Source organism: Gottfriedia solisilvae (assembly GCF_002128405.1).
Classification (GTDB): domain Bacteria; phylum Bacillota; class Bacilli; order Bacillales; family Bacillaceae_G; genus Gottfriedia; species Gottfriedia solisilvae.
In genome coordinates this window covers 100510-118484 of sequence record NZ_NETJ01000002.1, presented here as the reverse complement: position 1 = coordinate 118484, position 17975 = coordinate 100510, and the positions used below count along the sequence as shown (strand labels likewise).

At 34.9% G+C, this 17975-nt stretch carries 15 protein-coding genes; 5 read left to right on the top strand and 10 right to left on the bottom strand.

The window, feature by feature from the left end:
- Positions 1-241: 241 nt before the first annotated feature.
- Positions 242-952 carry a purine-nucleoside phosphorylase gene (gene deoD, locus CAB05_RS04970; RefSeq protein WP_087998735.1) on the top strand — a complete coding sequence of 237 codons (711 nt, stop codon included), beginning with the start codon at positions 242-244 and terminating at the stop codon, positions 950-952.
- 176 nt (positions 953-1128) lie between these two features.
- Here deoD and CAB05_RS22335 read toward each other — a convergent pair whose 3' ends face one another.
- The 10 genes from CAB05_RS22335 to CAB05_RS04925 form a co-directional block, all read right to left on the bottom strand.
- Positions 1129-1302 carry a hypothetical protein gene (locus CAB05_RS22335; RefSeq protein WP_217348560.1) on the bottom strand — a complete coding sequence of 58 codons (174 nt, stop codon included), beginning with the start codon at positions 1300-1302 and terminating at the stop codon, positions 1129-1131.
- 162 nt (positions 1303-1464) lie between these two features.
- The gene (lepB, locus tag CAB05_RS04965) at positions 1465-1998 is read right to left on the bottom strand and encodes a signal peptidase I (RefSeq protein ID WP_087998734.1); all 534 of its coding nucleotides are present in this window, start codon (positions 1996-1998) and stop codon (positions 1465-1467) included.
- A gap of 573 nt (positions 1999-2571) precedes the next feature.
- Positions 2572-3855, bottom strand: coding sequence for a uracil/xanthine transporter (locus CAB05_RS04960; protein ID WP_087998733.1), 1284 nt, complete (start codon positions 3853-3855; stop codon positions 2572-2574).
- A gap of 25 nt (positions 3856-3880) precedes the next feature.
- Positions 3881-4774 carry a DMT family transporter gene (locus tag CAB05_RS04955; RefSeq protein ID WP_087998732.1) on the bottom strand — a complete coding sequence of 298 codons (894 nt, stop codon included), beginning with the start codon at positions 4772-4774 and terminating at the stop codon, positions 3881-3883.
- 87 nt (positions 4775-4861) lie between these two features.
- The gene (locus CAB05_RS04950) at positions 4862-6106 is read right to left on the bottom strand and encodes an amidohydrolase (protein ID WP_087998731.1); all 1245 of its coding nucleotides are present in this window, start codon (positions 6104-6106) and stop codon (positions 4862-4864) included.
- A gap of 33 nt (positions 6107-6139) precedes the next feature.
- Entirely contained in the window at positions 6140-7384 is a 1245-nt protein-coding gene (locus CAB05_RS04945; RefSeq protein ID WP_087998730.1) for an amidohydrolase, read from the bottom strand.
- Between the two features lie 24 nt (positions 7385-7408).
- Positions 7409-8662, bottom strand: coding sequence for an amidohydrolase family protein (locus CAB05_RS04940; protein WP_371870387.1), 1254 nt, complete (start codon positions 8660-8662; stop codon positions 7409-7411).
- 300 nt (positions 8663-8962) lie between these two features.
- Entirely contained in the window at positions 8963-10528 is a 1566-nt protein-coding gene (locus CAB05_RS04935) for a glutathione ABC transporter substrate-binding protein (RefSeq protein ID WP_087998728.1), read from the bottom strand.
- A gap of 187 nt (positions 10529-10715) precedes the next feature.
- Positions 10716-12188 (bottom strand): chlorohydrolase family protein, encoded by a 1473-nt coding sequence (locus CAB05_RS04930; RefSeq protein ID WP_087998727.1) that lies wholly within the window; start codon positions 12186-12188, stop codon positions 10716-10718.
- Between the two features lie 137 nt (positions 12189-12325).
- Positions 12326-13882, bottom strand: a complete 1557-nt coding sequence (locus CAB05_RS04925) for a glutathione ABC transporter substrate-binding protein (RefSeq protein WP_087998726.1) — start codon at positions 13880-13882, stop codon at positions 12326-12328.
- Between the two features lie 238 nt (positions 13883-14120).
- On the opposite strand from CAB05_RS04925, the gene nikC reads away from it, so the two are divergent.
- From nikC to CAB05_RS04905, 4 genes are read left to right on the top strand one after another with little or no spacing between them, the layout of a single operon-like run.
- A complete protein-coding gene (gene nikC / locus CAB05_RS04920) occupies positions 14121-14990 on the top strand; it encodes a nickel transporter permease (RefSeq protein WP_371870386.1) in 870 nt (289 codons plus the stop codon).
- Between the two features lie 12 nt (positions 14991-15002).
- Entirely contained in the window at positions 15003-15923 is a 921-nt protein-coding gene (gene nikB / locus CAB05_RS04915) for a nickel ABC transporter permease (protein ID WP_087998724.1), read from the top strand.
- Between the two features lie 12 nt (positions 15924-15935).
- The gene (locus CAB05_RS04910; RefSeq protein ID WP_087998723.1) at positions 15936-16961 is read left to right on the top strand and encodes an ABC transporter ATP-binding protein; all 1026 of its coding nucleotides are present in this window, start codon (positions 15936-15938) and stop codon (positions 16959-16961) included.
- On the top strand, positions 16961-17947 hold the full coding sequence (locus CAB05_RS04905) for an ABC transporter ATP-binding protein (RefSeq protein WP_087998722.1): 987 nt from the start codon (positions 16961-16963) through the stop codon (positions 17945-17947). The genes CAB05_RS04910 and CAB05_RS04905 overlap by 1 nt, the downstream gene beginning before the upstream one ends.
- Positions 17948-17975 lie beyond the last annotated feature (28 nt).

The following is a 17975-nucleotide window of genomic DNA, read 5'->3' as shown; positions in this document are numbered from 1 at the left end:
AGAAAATTGCTTAATTTAATATGTTGGAATATAATCAAATAAATTAGACAACTAACTATACCACTGTATGTCGTAGTATTATTTTTATATCTTGAAAAATGATCTAATCTATTTCTTTATTTTTGAAAGGGATATATTTTATAAGGAATGAACAAATTACTTGATATACGAGGGTTATTAGTTGAATGATAGGCTTTGATAATGAAGTAGATTAAAAAAATAGAAATGGAGAGGTAATTATATGACAACACCACATAATACCGCTAAAGTTGGAGAAATTGCTAAAACAGTTTTAATGCCAGGAGATCCGCTACGTGCGAAATATATTGCGGATACATTTCTAGAAAATCCAATACAGTTTAATGGTATCCGTAATATGCTTGGCTATACAGGATCTTATAAAGGAAAACAAATATCTGTAATGGGATCTGGTATGGGAATGCCAAGTATAGGAATCTATTCCTACGAATTATATAAATTCTATGATGTAGAAAATATTATCCGTGTTGGTAGTTCAGGTACTTATACAGATGAATTGAACATACATGATATTGTGCTTGTAGATAGTTCTTGGAGCCAATCTACATATGCAAACGTTCAAGCAGGTGTAGAAGGTGATATTCAGTACCCTTCTGAGTTATTAACGAATAAAATTGAAGAAACTGCAAAGCAAATAAATATTCCTATTGTTAGAGGAAGAATACATTCGAGTGATGTGTTTTATTATGAAAGTTCTGTACCAAACTATATCGATTTTTATAATAACCATAAGTGTATTTGTACAGAAATGGAAAGCTATGCATTATTTCATAATGCGAAAACATTAGGAAAGCAAGCAGCTTCATTACTTACTATTTCAGATTCTTTAGTTACACATGAAGAAATTAGTGCGGAAGCTAGACAAACATCTTTCAATAAAATGCTTCAAATCGCATTAGAGGCTTGTCTATAAAGTGTAAAAATATAAAATGCCAATAGATGCAAAAGCATTTATTGGCATTTCTATTTTTTAAAACAAGATATTTCGGATACTCCCAGCCATCTCACCACAGTTGGCTAGGACTGAAATTTGTACTTTTAAGACTTGAATGATCATGATCATGCATCATTTTAAAGAAAATAAGTATCTTATTTTAAACGCTCGTGTAATTTTTTTATTTCTTCAGTCTGAGTAATGATGTTATTATTCAATTTTCTAACTGCATCAAATACTAAGAAGATACCAATAAAAATTAAAAATCCAAACAGAGAACTCATCATATAAATATGTTCCTTCTTCCTATTAGGTTGTTTAACTAACACCGGGAATTTGTTTGACTTAATCAAGTAATTTTCTATTTATGATAAAGTACACAATTGTTAGTAACAAATACTTTCAAAAGTATCCCCTTTAATTCTCACACTTACGTATTCATAATTGGTTCCTATTCTATTCATACGTTATACATGAAACTTATGTATTTTTTATTCTATAAATTTTAATCTCTTAAACGGATAATATATGATTTGGACTTTTCCTACTATTTCTGAATTCTGAATGTAATCTAATCCATTTCTACTGTCTTTGCTGTTAAGACGATTATCTCCCATTACAAAATAAGAATTCTTCGGAACTGTCACTCGATCATATTGTAAATACTTCTTATATTCGGCCTTTAAACCTTTATCTAGGTAATCTTCTTTGATTGGAACTCCATTTACATTTAGTATTCCATCTTTTATCTCAACCTTATCTCCAGTAAGACCCACTACACGTTTTACATAGTATTTTGGATTATTTTCTTTTTTGATAATAATGACATCTCCGCGCTCTACATCTGATATGTGTAAAGCTACTTTATTAACAAATAAATGATCTTCATTATGCAAAGTTGGCTGCATTGATGCTCCTTCAACTATAAAGGGAGAGAAAATAAATAGTTTAATAATAAACGCAAACGTAAATGAATAGGCAATTATTTTAATTAATTCCCATGGAATATTTTGTTTCGTTTTCAAATTTTAACCCCTCCTATTAATAATTTAATAACCATATTTTACCATAAAATAAATAACAAAAAAGTCTGATTCAAAAAATAGTAACGGTTTCGGATTTGAAGTACAAAACTTTAAATAACACAGCAATTAGTAAGTGAAAAAAATCTCAAATTAATCTAGTAAATAACAATATTATCAGCAATTGAAATAGGGGCTGGCTCATAAGTCTATCTGACAAAGAGACGCCCCTTTACATTTATACAAAAAGAAAATGTGTTGATGAGTGGACTCTAAAAGAAACTATTTTAATATTACTAGCAATATTACTAGCATTTATAAAAAGCTATATTCTTAAATAGTGAAAATCTACTTTTTATATTTTAGGGACAGCCCCCTAGACAATTCTAAGTGTCAACCTGTCAATTAGAATGTTAATTTATACATATTCATATTTAAAAGGTTAATTTCATAATAAAAACAAGAGGACCAAATCATATGCGATTTAGTCCTCTAATTACTTATCTATTTATATATTTTAACCCGTTAAAAAAATAGAAATCAGTCTTTTACTTTATTTAAAACCATTCCGGTTCATTATGATAACTTCTCCCAATTTACAAGTTTCTCTAACATAATAGAAATAATCACACCCATAATTAGCCCATTTGTTAAAAACGGTTGTAAATACATTGGTAAGTCACCGAATATTGTAGGAGATATATTCATTAGACTAACACCTACTAATACAGGTGCTGCAATTCTAAAAATTGAATTGGATGTAAATACTTGCCCCTTTGTACTATTAAAAGCCGTTCCAAATAATTGAATATACGCAACAAATAATACAGCATTTCCAACCGTAATTGGCATTGTTGCTAGAAATGTAATAATCGGCGGAATTAAGCCAACTAATGTAAGTAGCATTCCCCCAATTAAAAACGGCTTTCGCTCGTAAAGTTGCGTACTTTGTAGAAATCCAATTGATGATGTAAAAGGTGTATAAGGTACAAGTCCAAATACCGGCGCAATCATTGAAAACAAACCTGTTAAAAAAAGCGAATAACGATATTGCTTCGGCTTCGCTTCGATTCCAGTTACTTCAGATGCCGCTTGTAATGAAGCAAAGGTATTACTTAAATTCATTAATCCTGCAAAGAAAGCAATCGCTATGATTCCAAATTCTAGGTTTGGTTTACCTAATGGGGAGAGTGAAAATGTAGCATTTGCCGATTCCATTTTTGGCGTAGAATCGGAAAATAAAATAGCATAAAATATCCAACCAACAATCATACCGATTAAGATTGAGAAATTGCTAATATTTTTAGATCCTTTTATCTTCAATATGCTAACAAATAAAACAATTCCTAAAGATAGTAAGCTAACTGGTAGATTCATTTTTCCGTCTTCCGCTATCCCAAGCATTCCTTTAAAAAAGACAAAAATAAGCTGAAAGGATAGTAGGAATAAATAGACTGTCATAACCATTGGTGGAAAAATTCTTTGCACGTAAGATACTAGATTCATTGCAGCTAGTAATAACGTTACGATTCCTGCGGCTATAAATCCAGTCGCAATGCCCCCCCCAATTTGGGTATAGCTTAAACCAATCGCAGGAGCAGTTAATCCTAAATTCAACATGACGCCCCATAATAAACCGGAATGCCCTTCCATAATTGGATACTTATGTCCCTTCCAACCTTGAATAAAAGATGCGATTCCAGTTATTATTAGTGAGCTTCTCATCGTCATTTCAGTAACACTTGAAGGAAGATGAAATGCAGCTCCGATTGAAATTGGAACTACTACAGTGTTTGCAAAAATAAAAAATAACCATTGAAAAGAAGAAAAAAGCGTTACAGAGTCTTTTAAGCTTTTCATCTTGTCCCCCTCCTTGTTTACATTTCTAAGATTTTTGTGAATACAATTGTTCTCCAACTTCTTTTTTCATTTTCATAGAAGTTGAAAGGATGACACCAATTATTATTAAGAGCCCCCCAGATAGTTGAGAAATCGTTACATTATTTTTTAAAATAATCAGTCCTACAAGCATAGCGATAAATGGTTCAAGATTCAAAAACATGGCAGCCTTTGAAGCACCGACAACTTGAATTTGATGATTCCAGATTAAAGTACAAATACCATGCATCAAAATGGCAGTGACAATTAATAAAATCCAAGGATAAATATCCATACTAATCTTTGACGTTTTTTCGGTTGCCAGAAAAGGTACTAAACTACCAAATCCAATTATATTCGAATAGAGTGAAATTGTAATAGAATGATACTTCTCTGTTAATTTCTTGATCATGATGATCGAGATTGCAAAAGTGAGCATCGTGATAAAAATCCAAATCAGTCCAATTGAAAAATTGAGCTCTTTACCATTTGTGATGACTAAAAAGACACCTATAAGAGCAACAATCGATCCGAAACAAAATTGCCTTATTATTCTTTCTTTTAGAAAGATTGATGCTAAAAGTGACGTCGTAATCGGTGCAAGTGCAAGTATTAATGCGGAGGTTGTTGGGTGTGCTGTTTCTAGCGCTGCATAAAATGACCATTGATTGATACAAGTACCTATTAATCCTAACAGAAACATCAAGAACCAGTCTTTTTTATGAATCTTTTTCCATTTATTAACCATAACGGCATAGATCATCATAAACAGTACGATAAAAAATAATCTGAATACTGCAAGGAACATCGGTGGGAATGCCTTAACTAAAATGGCTCCAAAAACAAAATTGCTCCCCCAACAGATTACACAAATTAGCAAAAACAAATAAGATTTAACCATGGTAGAATCCTGCTTTCTGAACATCTATTAAACAAACGAAAAAGGAAATCCAGATGAATCTAGAAATCCTTTTTTTGAACAGACCATTTACACTTGAATAGATTGATTTTGCTTACCTAGAGAACCAAATACGATGTTGCCTTTATACATGACAGCTTTCCGTTCAGTGCGCCTTGCAATGGCTTCAGCTGAGCAGCTTGCTGAGGTAAATACTAAATTAGCAACATCGCCTACTTTTGGCCAAACTTGATTTCCTTTAACATCTAATGGCGTAATTCCACCTGTAATATATTTAAGAGATTGCGATAAAGAGACTTCATCGATCCATTTAAAGCGTTCAGCAAGACGACCAGCTCTCTCTAAAATATCGCCTGTTCCTAAAGGAGACCAAACATCAAAGATATTATCATTCCCAACTGATACCTCTACGCCTCTTTCATTTAATAAATCAACTGGGGGCATATTTCGATTAATTGGGACACTAGTGACAATAGAGATCCCTGCATCCGCTAACATATCTGCTAACTCATTGGCTTCTTCCCTAGCAACATCACCTAATCCAAATGCATGGCTAATGGCAACTCTTCCTTCCCAGCCCGCTTGTTTTGTTAAAGCTGCTAGTCTTTTCATTGTAAAAGTACCTAGATGACCTGGATCATGTAAGTGTAAGTCAATATCAGCATTTCCTTCCGTTGCTAATTCGAATAATTCAACTAAAGAAGCTTCAATATTTTGGTCAACTACGGCAGGGTCAACTGCTCCAACAATTCCTGCACCATTTCTTAATGCTTCTCTTACTAACTTAGTAGATTTGGATCGTAATAATCCATGTTGTGCAAATGCGACAATCTCAGAGCTAAGTTTATCAGAATAGTTCTCTAATGCCATTTGAACCTGTTCCAAGTTTTTCAATCCTATTTCCGGGTAAATATCAACATGCGTTCGTACATGTGCTGACCCTGATGCTAAGAGGATATCAAGTAAAGCTTCTGCACGTTTATTTGTGCTCGTTCCAATTGTAGGAAGTACATTTTTTTCATTTTCAAATCGTTCAATTACACTAGAGGTAGGTGTGCAGGCTCTCCAAACATCGCCCATTAATGTTTTATCTAAATGAACGTGCTTTTCAATAAATGAAGGTAATAATAATAAACCTCCTGCATCTTCCTCATGTAGGTCGGTTCCGATGAATTCACCTTTCACAATCTTCACGATGATTCCATTCTCTATTAACAAATGGGCTAGTTCAGTTTGTGTGCCTATTACCCTACCATTTTCTTTTTCATAGCCACATTCTAATCGTACATTCTTTAACCAATAAATTGCTTTCATGAACTCATCCCTTCTCTTCATAAATAGTCAATTTTACTTCAATGCTGATTCTATAACTAGTCCTCCATAAGCGAGTCTACCATGTGAAATCACTGCATTGCGATTAGCTCTTCTTGCAACAGCTTCTGCTGAACAGGATGCCTCAACAAGTACCATACTTGCTTCATCACCAACATTTGGCCATAAGCGCTTGCCATCTTTGTCCAGTGTCTTTACTCCACCGGTTATAAATTGAAGTGATTGGGATAAGGAATATTCATCTATCCATTTATATCTTTCAGCTAAACGGCCAACTTTTTCTAACATATCGCCCGTACCATATGGTGACCATGAGTCATAAAACCCATCACAGCCAAGTGCAACATGGACTCCGTAATCATGTAGTAAGTCAACTGGTGGCATGACACGATTGATCGGTACTGTTGACATAACCGAGACGCCTAAATTTGCTAGAATACTAGCCATTTCACGTGATTTTTCGATTGGCACATCTCCTAGTGCAAAGGCATGACTTAAAGAAACTCTATTGTTCCATCTGGCATCTTCAATCAAAGACGTTAATTTTTGAATTGTATAGAAACCTAAATGACCTGGGTCGTGTATATGAATATCAATATCAGCATTAAATTCAACAGCAATATCCATCATTTCATGCAGAGAAGCCTCGATATTTAAATCAACACCGCCTGGATCTAGACCTCCTACAATTGTTGCACCTTCATTCATCGCTTGTCTCATTAAAGAGCTTGAATTTGTTCGCAACAAACCATGTTGTGGAAAAGCGACGATTTCATGAGTCATTTTCCCCTCAAATGTTTCAAGTGCTTTTTGAATTTCTTCTAAATTTTTCAAACCGATATAAGGGTCGATATTTACATGTGTTCTAACGTGAGTTGCGCCACCTTTTAATAAAAGTTGAAGCATTTGCTCAGCTCGGTGTTGCCCTGTACTTGCAAGCTCAGCTAACTCTTTTGCTTCTAAGTTTAGACGCTCTATTAAATTTGCAGCTGGAATGCAAGACTTCCACGGCAGTCCTAAATAAGTTTTATCAAGATGGTTATGCATTTCTTTAAAAGCTGGTAGTGCTAATAAATTTCCTGCATCATGAACTGATGTTTTAGTTGAATAAATTGGTATTTCTGCTAATTGAATCGTGTCAATTACACCATTATTTATATAAAGATTGTATAATTCTGTTTTTGTACCAATAATTTTTCCGTCTTCAAATATAAATCCATCATCAAGTGTAACGTTTAACAGCCAATATGATTGTTCCATTTCATCACTCTCTTTAAATGAAGTTTAGATATTCGTTGTTTCTAACGTAGAAATTGAACCACTTACGATATTACCTCTAAAGATAACCGCTGCACGTTTTGCTCGTCTTGCCACTGCTTCAGCTGAACAACTTGCTTCAACAAGGACAATATTAGCTTCGTCTCCAATTTGTGGCCAAACTTTTTCTCCTTTGTTGTTTAAAGGAGTTTTTCCACCAGTGATAAATTGCAAACTATTTGCTAATGATTTTTCTTCTATCATTCGGAATCTTTCAGCTAAGCGACCTACCTTTTCCAAATTATCACCAATACCAAATGGTGACCAATGATCAGTTAGGCTATCATTACCTAATTCAACCTTTACACCTTTTTCATGTAATAATGGGATTGGAATCGTTCTAAAAATAGGTACAGTTGAAGTAATTGAGATACCTAATTCTGCAAATCTTTCTGCAATGCTAGTTGCTTCAACAACTGATAGGTCTGCTAATCCACTTGCATGACTAACAGTTACTCGACCTTGCCAGCCAGCTTCTTCTGTTAATGCAGCAAGACGTTGCATCGTAAATAGGCCAAGATGGTCTGGATCATGTAAATGCACATCAATACCAGCATTTGACTCTACAGCGATATCCATAATTGTTTCAAGTGATCGTTCAATATTTTCATCAATCGTTGCTGGGTCAACTCCTCCAACAAAGTTGGCACCATTTCTCATCGCTTCTTTAATTAGACCTACAGAGTTGCTACGCAATAGTCCGTGTTGTGGAAACGCAACGATTTCATAAGATAATTTATCTTTATATCCTTCTAAAGCTTCAATTGTCGCTTCAAGATTTTTCAATCCGATGACAGGGTCTACATTACAGTGTGTTCGTACATGCGTTGAACCGTAACTCAATAATAAATCGAGCATCTTTTCTGCTCTTTCTTTGGCAGTTGGTAATAACTGAGGTAACAAAATTTGTTCTTCTTCTATGCGTGTTCTTACGCCATTATAAGCGGGAATACATGCCTTCCATGGCCCACCATAATAAGTTTTATCAATGTGAATATGCATTTCTTTAAACGAAGGGATCATTAGAAGACCGTTCACATCATGCTGAGGAATTCCATCCGTAATCGGTTCGTTCTTTAAAATAATCGAAGCTATTTTCCCATTTTCAACCTTTACATTGTAAATCTGAGTTGCAGTTCCGTTAATTGTTTCATTTTCTTGATAAGTAAACCCATTTTCCAGACGTACATTTGTTAACCAATATGATTTTGACAATCTAATCACCCTTCCATTCCAATTTATATTTGTATCTATTCCATTATAAATCTAATAAAAATGAAATCATTTCAGGATATTTACACATTTTTATGTTATTTTTACTATTTGTAAGCATTTACTAGCGTAGAAAAGTTCACCTATAAAAAGATGAACTTTCAGTGCATTAACTACGTACAAAAAATAAATGTCAGACTAATAGAAAACAATGAGACCACCCTGTTAAGTTAATTCTTATGATTGCAATAATCACCACAAAAAAGATGAAAGCAATGAAAAAGTGAGAATTTGAGATTTGTCTGTCGATTATTTAATTGCAACATCATTGATTTCTAAATAACCAGAAGGACTGATTGAAAATCCTTTTACATCTTTTGCTACTGCAGCGACATTTTCAATTACTCTAACAGGTATATAAGGTGTGTCATTCATTTCAATTTCCTGAGCCTCTGCATAAAATTCTTTTCGTTTTTCTTCATCTTTTTCTTTACGGGCAGCATTAATTAAGTCATCGACCTTTTGATTGCTATAAAAAAACGTGTTTCCTGCTCCTCCTTGGGAGTCTGTATGAAACAGATTATATTGGTTATAATCCGCATCGCCTGTTGCATTTCTCCAACTAATGATGAACATTTCTGATTGTCCACTATTTACTTTTTCAACAAACGAGCCATATTCCATAACCTGAACCTTTAGATGAATCCCAATCCCAATTAACTGCGATTGTAAAACCTCTGCTAAGTTCACTCTTTCTTTACTATCCATCGTTAAAATTGTTGCTTCAAAGCCTTTTGCATATCCTGCTTCAGCCATTAATTTCTTGGCCTCTTTTAAGTTATACTCATAGGCTTTTAGCTTTTCGTCATATCCAAATACTTTTGATCCCATTAATGAGTTTGCTTTTACACCAACATCATTAAATACTCCTTTTATGATTGAATCCATTTCAACTGCATGAGCAATTGCTTTACGAACTCGAACATCATTAAATGGTTTTTTCGTCACATTAAACCCGATATATTCTGTTCCATAGCCTTCACTTCGATAAATATCCATTGCTTGTGATGACTCTACTTGTTCCATAACTGCTACTGGAAGTGGTTCAGCAATATGTGCTTCACCTGTTTCGATCATTGAAATCCTTGTAGAATCTTCAGGAACAACTTTGAAGACTACTTTGTTAACTTTTGGCTCATCTGCCCAATAATCAGTGTTTTTAACTAATGTAATTTCTTGTCCTGGTGACCATGATTGAAACTTAAAAGGACCCGTTCCATTCGGTTCTTGAATAATTTCTTTACCGTATTGATCAATTGTCTTTGGACTAATAATACCTCCTTCATGATTGGCTAAAATCGAAAGTAATGGTGAGAAAGGCTCTTTTAATATAAATTGAACTGTATACTCATCTATCACTTTTATTTCTTTTACCATTTTTAAAACGACCGCTCTAGGTGAAGCTACATTTGGATCTAGTAATCTATCAAACGTCTTTTTTACGGCAGAAGCATTAAAAGGAGTGCCATCATGAAACTTAACATCATGTTTTAGTTTAAATTCCCAAGTTGTATCATTCAGTTGTTTCCACTCTTCTGCTAGCATTGGCTGAATTTCATTATTTTTATCTCGTTGCACGAGTCCTTCATAAACTTTATGATGTGTAACACTCGCAGCATTAATAGTGGACATAAACTGCTGGTCCAAGTTCTCAGCATCTGATAGTCGAGCGATGACTAAAGTTCCTCCTTCATTTGAATTTTTGTTCGGGTCATTTGCTTTTGTGCCTACATTTTCATTAGATGAACATCCAGTTAAAATAATAGCCATAATCAGTACAAGAAAAATCTTTCCAATCTCACGTTTGAATTTCATGGACTTCGACCCCCTGCTTTTATTTTGCAACCTCAATATTTATCTAATTATATAAAATATTCAGAATATTATTTTCGAAAATCTTTACTATCTTTTTCAGTTTCTTTACCAATTTCAATTCGTTTACTCTCGTCAATATGATTTCGATTTCATCATGTTTTTGTCATTTCAAATGTCTTGAACTGATTTATTCAATCGCTTTGACAGTTTGAAAAGATGGTTTAAACAATTCATCTTCTGGCAGCTGTTGGTAATCTCTTTCCATATATCCATTTCTCATCTTTTCAAAATAAACTTGCCCTTTTTCCTGCAATTCTTCTAAATCTACATTTGGAATCTGTTGGTCCTTCATGACGATTTTGCCATTAATGATTGATAATTTCACATCTCTGCCTGTTGCACTGACAAACATTGTTCGAATAGGATCATCGATTACCCCCATATGAAATCCATTCAAATCAATGGCAATCAAATCTGCCTTCGCACCTTTGGCAATTCGGCCGAGATCATCCCGTCCAAGAAAAGCTGCGGCATCGAGCGTCACAGAACGAAAAAAGTCAGCATAAGTTGACCCTTCGACCTCTTTTTCAAATAAACGAGAGAGCATGCTTCCCGTTCTTACATTTTGAAATATATCGGGAGGAAATGTATCTGTACCGATTGCTATATTGATTCCTTCCCTTTTATATTTTGCAAATGACTCTAATACAGATCCGTGTCTACCGATAATCAATGGGCAATGTATAACTGTTGTGTTTGTTTCTTTTAGTAGAGTAATATCATTATCAATATTACAATTTGCTTCGCTATACCCTGACACAAAATGTGCATGTGGAATCCCTGTTTTTTTGCCAAGGAATCCTAAATTATATAAGTATCTGATTGGTGTGACACCATGTTCATTTAATATTGTGTTAAATTCAAAACTACCTTGAGCAGCATGAAGCTTGATTGGAACATTTAATGCTTCACTATATTCTTTTGTCTTTAGTAATACATTTGCAGTTTGAGACTCAACTCTTTCAGGAGCTAACATACCTCGAACTAATCCATCATAGCCACCATCAAATTCTTCAATGAATTGTACCGCTCTCTCAAGACCCGCTTCTCCCTCTTTCTCATCCCAATGCATTCTTATCGTTCCATCCGGTTCAACAACTCGAATCCCACATTGATAACTTGGACCAAGATAAATTCTTAAACCTAAATTAGCAGCATGTTTTGCAGCAGCAGCTAATTCTTCATATGTTTCGGCCCACTTTTTATAAAAAACAGAAGTAATTGGCATCGCCGTTGTGATTCCATGAAGAATGAGTTGAGAATACGCATAAAGAGACTTAAATTCTTCCTCCTCTGCAGTCATCCATTCACTATGTCCTTTTTCGATATATTCTTTAGACCAAAGTAGATTTTTTTGTCTTGTAACACTCGCTTCTAAATGTAAAATATCATGATCAATATCACCTAACGCATTTAAATCAATAAATCCTGGACTAATGACCGCGTTGCCAGTATCGATCACCTCAGAAACCTCTGCATCATAATTCTTTCCCACATAAATGATCGTATCATTTTCGTAAACGACTTCTGCATGTTCTAACATAACGTGATACTCACCATTAAAAGCAATGACATATCGACCTTTAAGCTTTGTTTTCATCTTAATCTCCTTTTCAAGGTTTCATTTTCAATTTATCTTTTTTCATCAACAAACTTGCGGCATGTCCAAAAAAATGCTCAATAAACTGAGAAGACAGCATATTAAACTTATGCTGCCTTTCCATGTATATCTAGTAATTATTTGACTGTAATATCTTCAAGCATTAAATAGTTTGCAGGGTTTAACCATAAACCATTAACGGATTTTCCATATACAGCTAAATGTTCGTAGTTACGAATTGGTACATATGGTACATCTTCTCTTTCAATTTTTTGTGCTTCAGAATATAATGCCTTACGTTTTTCGCTATCAGATTCTTTACGAGCTGATTCAATTAATTGATCTACTTCGGGATTACTATAGAATGCACTGTTACCCGCTGCACCTTGTGATTTACTATTGAAAAGATTATATTGATTATAGTCTCCATCTCCGGTTGCATTTCCCCAACCACCGATTGAAACTTGATGTTCGCCTTTTGCTGTTGCTTCAATATAAGCTCCATATTCTAGAACTTGAATTTTCACTTTGATGCCAATTCCTTTTAATTGTGACTGAATAACTTCTGCCATATTAATTCTTTCTTTACGATCACTTGTTGTTAATGTAAATTCTAAGCCGTCTTTTACCCCAGCTTCTTCTAATAATTTTTTCGCTTCATTAATATCGTATTCGTATCCTTTAATTGTTGGATCATATCCGAATACCTTTGGACTCATTGTAGAATTAGCCTTTGTACCAATATCGTTATAAACCCCTTTAATAATTGCATCGACCTCAATTGCATGTGCTACTGCTTTTCGAACTCGAATATCATCAAATGGTTTTTTCTTCGTATTGAAACTTAAGTATTCAACAGCAAGTCCGTCTGTTCTGTATAAGTCCATTGTGTCTGATGCTTCTATTCTTTCAATTTCCGTTACTGGTACTTGATCTGTTACATGTGCTTCACCAGTTTCAATCATTGCAATCCTCGTCGCATCCTCAGGTACAACTTTAAAAACAACTCCATCAATTTTTGGTTTATTTCCCCAATAATCCTTATTTTTTGATATCGTAATTTCTTCACCAGATTTCCAAGAATCGAAGACAAATGGCCCTGTTCCTACTGGATTTTGTCCAATTTTATCACTGTTCTCTTTAATCGATTTAGGACTAATGATACTACCCTCATTACTTTCAAGAATTGATAATAGTGGAGCATATGGATATTTCAATACAAATTGTACTGTTGTTTCATCGATTACTTTAATTTCTTTAATCATTTCTAATTTACCAGCTTGAGGTGAAGCTGTTTTTGGGTCTAGTAGTCTTTCAAAATTTGTTTTTACTGCATCTGCATTAAATGGCGCTCCATCATGAAATTTCACACCTTCTTGTAGTTTAAACTCCCAAGTTACGTCATCAAGCTGCTTCCACTCTTTTGCAAGTAAAGGCTGTGGTTCCATATTTTTATCTGGAACAACTAATGTTTCATACACCTTTTCATACACAACATTTGCAGAAGGGATATCTGTAATGAAATGCGGATCTAATGTCGTCGCATCGGATAGTCGTGCAACAACTAATGTTCCTCCTGCTTGCGCTTTTGTTCCCGATGCATTGCTGCTTGTTTTATCTGATGTACAAGCTGATAAAACAGACGAGACTGTTAATAGTGATGCAAATAATAATCCAACCGTTTTCTTTCTCATTTTGATTCCTCCATTTCATACTTGCCTTTGTTTCTCCAGTTTTTTGTAATGAGTACATCAGGCTTAATCAAATTATAAAAAAAAACAAAATTTTATATTTTCAGAATCTTTACTCGTTTTTTTAATATCTTTACTGCTTTTCCACTTCATATTTACTTCAATTCTTATTTTGAATAAATTTAATGAAAGAAAAGGAGGAACTACAATGAAGCCAGAGATCGCTATGAATCAATCTGAAATGACTATTGTAAAAAAAGAATCTCAAAAACTAAAACGCTGGAAAGCCTTTTATAAGAAGTTTAAGAGAAATAAATTGGCACTGATTGGTGGATATATTGTACTGTTTTATATTTTAGTTGCTATCTTCGCACCAATCATTTCTCCACAGGATCCTTTTAAAATTGATTTAGTAAACAAACTCCAGCCCCCTTCGCTCGATCATTGGATGGGTACTGATGATAAAGGAAGAGACATATTAAGTAGATTAATATTTGGGAGTCGACTTTCATTAACAGTTGGGTTTGTATCCGTATTCTTCGGGGCAGCCATCGGAATTATCCTAGGTTTATTGGCTGGATACTACGGAAAATGGATGGATACGATTATTATGCGAATCGTTGATGTACTACTTGCTTTCCCTGGAATCTTACTGGCATTAGCTATTATTAGTGCACTTGGACCTAGTTTAATCAATGTAATGGTAGCAGTTGGTGTATTTTCAATTCCGATGTTTGCTCGAATTGTACGTGGTTCAACTCTATCAGTTAGAAAGCTTGAATATATAGATGCCATACGTGCTTTAGGTGCAACGGATTTAACAATTATCATTAAACATATTTTTCCGAATATTCTATCACCGGTAATCGTCCAAGCTACTCTTCGTTTAGCTACCGCTATTCTATCAGCAGCAGGTTTATCTTATCTTGGTTTAGGCGCACAACCGCCATCACCTGAATGGGGTGCAATGTTAAGTAGTGGAAGAGATTATTTATTTAGTGCACCACACATTGCTTTATTCCCGGGAATTGCGATATCAACTCTAGTACTTGGCTTTAATATTTTTGGTGATGGTTTAAGAGATGCACTTGATCCTAGAATGAAAAAATAAGGAGGAAAGCGAATGTTACTATTCATTATTAGAAGAATCTTACAAACAATACCTGTTTTACTCGGAGTAAGTTTAGTCGTTTTTCTTATTATGCAGATGGTTCCTGGAGACCCTGCTACACTTCTTGCAGGTGAAGGTGCAACAAAACAAACAATTGAAATGGTCCGTCATGAACTTGGATTGGATCGTCCAATCATATACCAATATTTTGATTATGTATTTCACGCAATTCAAGGTGATTTCGGCGAATCCCTTCGTAATAATCGACCTGTTTTAGACGAGATTATGATCCGACTTCCTATTACATTACAACTTGCACTTGCAAGCATTTTGATTACAGTTGTTCTTGGTATGATCGCCGGTATTATATCAGCTACTAAGCAATATTCGATGGCAGATATTTCGATTATGATTATTGCACTATTAGGAATCTCTTTACCTAGTTTTTGGTTTGGACTCATGCTAATCTATTTTTTCTCTGTTAACCTTCATATATTTCCGGTTGCAGGTTGGGGAACGATTCAGCATATGATTCTACCTGCCATTACACTCGGAGCAGGTGGTGCGGCAATTGTTGCCAGAATGACACGCTCAAGCATGTTGGAGGTTGTACGACAAGATTATATTCGTACTGCAAGAGCCAAAGGATTAAAAGAACATATCATCATTTACAAGCATGGACTGAAAAATGCATTAATCCCAGTCATTACAGTTGTTGGCCTTCAATTTGGTGCCCTACTTGGTGGTACTGTATTAACAGAATCAGTTTTTGCGATAAATGGACTTGGTAGATTAATAGTTGATGCGATTCGTACAAGGGATTTACCAATGGTTCAAGGTGGGGTTTTAATCGCCTCTGTCATCTTCGTATTTATGAACTTAGCTGTTGACGTACTATATCGATATTTTAATAAACGAATTGACTTAAACTAAGGAGGTACTTAGATGAAACAGGTGAACGAAAACATACTAGAAGTTAAAGATCTCGAGACCTACTTTTTTACAGATGAAGGAACGAGTAAAGCAGTTAATAAAGTCAGTTTTTCATTAAAAAAAGGTGAAACACTCGGAATCGTCGGTGAATCTGGAAGTGGCAAAAGTATTACTTCCTTATCACTTTTAAGATTAATCCCTTCACCTCCTGGAAAAATTGTTGGAGGTAATATTTACTTTAAAGGTGAGGATTTACTATCTAAAACCGATAAACAAATGCGCTCAATCCGTGGCAATGAAATTTCTATGATCTTTCAAGAGCCAATGACATCATTGAACCCCGTTTATTCAGTCGGCGAACAAATTGCAGAAGTGATCCGCCTTCATCAAAACCTTGGAAAAAAAGAAGCTTGGCAAAAGGCTGTAGATATGCTGAAGCTTGTTGGAATCCCCTCTCCAGAAAAAAGGGCAAAACAAGAGCCACACGAGCTAAGTGGAGGAATGAGACAAAGGGTTATGATTGCAATGGCACTTGCATGTCATCCTGAGGTATTGATTGCTGATGAACCGACGACAGCTCTTGATGTAACCATTCAAGCACAAATATTAGAACTCATTAAAAATCTACAAAAAGAATTCGGAACTGCAGTGATTTTAATCACTCATGACCTTGGTGTTGTATACGAATCATGTGACCGTGTTGCTGTTATGTACGCTGGAAAAATTGTTGAATATACAACAGCAAAAGAACTATTTGAAAATCCTAAACATCCTTATACGATTGGTTTATTAAACTCTTTACCACGTTTAGACATGGATCAGGAAGAATTAACAACGATTCCCGGTACTGTTCCTAGCCCATATAATATGCCTAAGGGGTGTAGCTTTGCTCCTCGTTGTGCTTTTGCAAAGAAAATTTGCGAAGAAATAGTCCCTGATTTACAACATATTGATCAGAGTACACAAGTTAGCTGTTGGAAGCATACTGTTCAGTGGGATCGAGAATTTGTTTTACATGAGAAAGTAGGTGTTGAATAATGAGTATCACAGTTGAAGAGAAAAAGGTTTTATTAAGCGTAAATCAATTGAAGCAATATTTTCCAATCAAAGGTGGAATTTTTGGAAGAACCGTTAATCATGTAAAAGCTGTTGATGACATTAGCTTTGACATCTACCAAGGTGAAACGTTAAGTATTGTTGGTGAATCTGGTTGTGGTAAATCAACAACTGGCCGTGCGATCCTACGACTAGATGAACCTACTAGCGGTACTATTCAATTTCAAGAAAAAGATTTACTTTCTTTAAGTAAGAAAGAAATGCGAAAAGTAAGAAAAGATTTACAAGTTATATTCCAAGATCCCTTTGCCTCACTGAATCCAAGACAGACTGTGGAACAAATCCTTAACGAGGCATTAGCCATTCAAAATGTAGTACCAAAGGAAAATAGAAAACATAGAATTGAGGAATTACTAGGTCATGTTGGCTTAAGACCGGAATCGATGGAAAGATATCCTCATGAATTTAGTGGAGGTCAGCGTCAGCGAATTGGGATTGCTAGAGCTCTTGCAGTTGAACCAAAATTAATTATTTGTGATGAAGCTGTTTCTGCACTTGATGTATCTATTCAAGCTCAGGTATTAAATTTGTTAAAATCACTACAACGACAATTTAATTTAACTTTCTTATTCATCTCACATGATTTAGGAGTTGTGAGACATATATCTGATCGTGTAATGGTAATGTATTTAGGCAAAGTCGTGGAAATCGCGGATAAAAAGTCCATTTTCGAACAGCCTCAACATCCGTATACGAGAGCATTATTATCTGCCATACCCGTACCAAATCCGGTACAGAAAAGAGAACGAATTATTCTAACTGGTGACGTTCCTTCACCGATTGATCCACCAAGTGGTTGCCGTTTTCATACCCGCTGTCCTTTCGCAATCGATATTTGTAAATCGCAAGCACCAGAGTTGAAAATTTCTGCTCAAAACCATCAAGTGGCTTGTCACATCGTGTCATAAGTAGTATAGTTTTTCGAAAGGTAGCTTT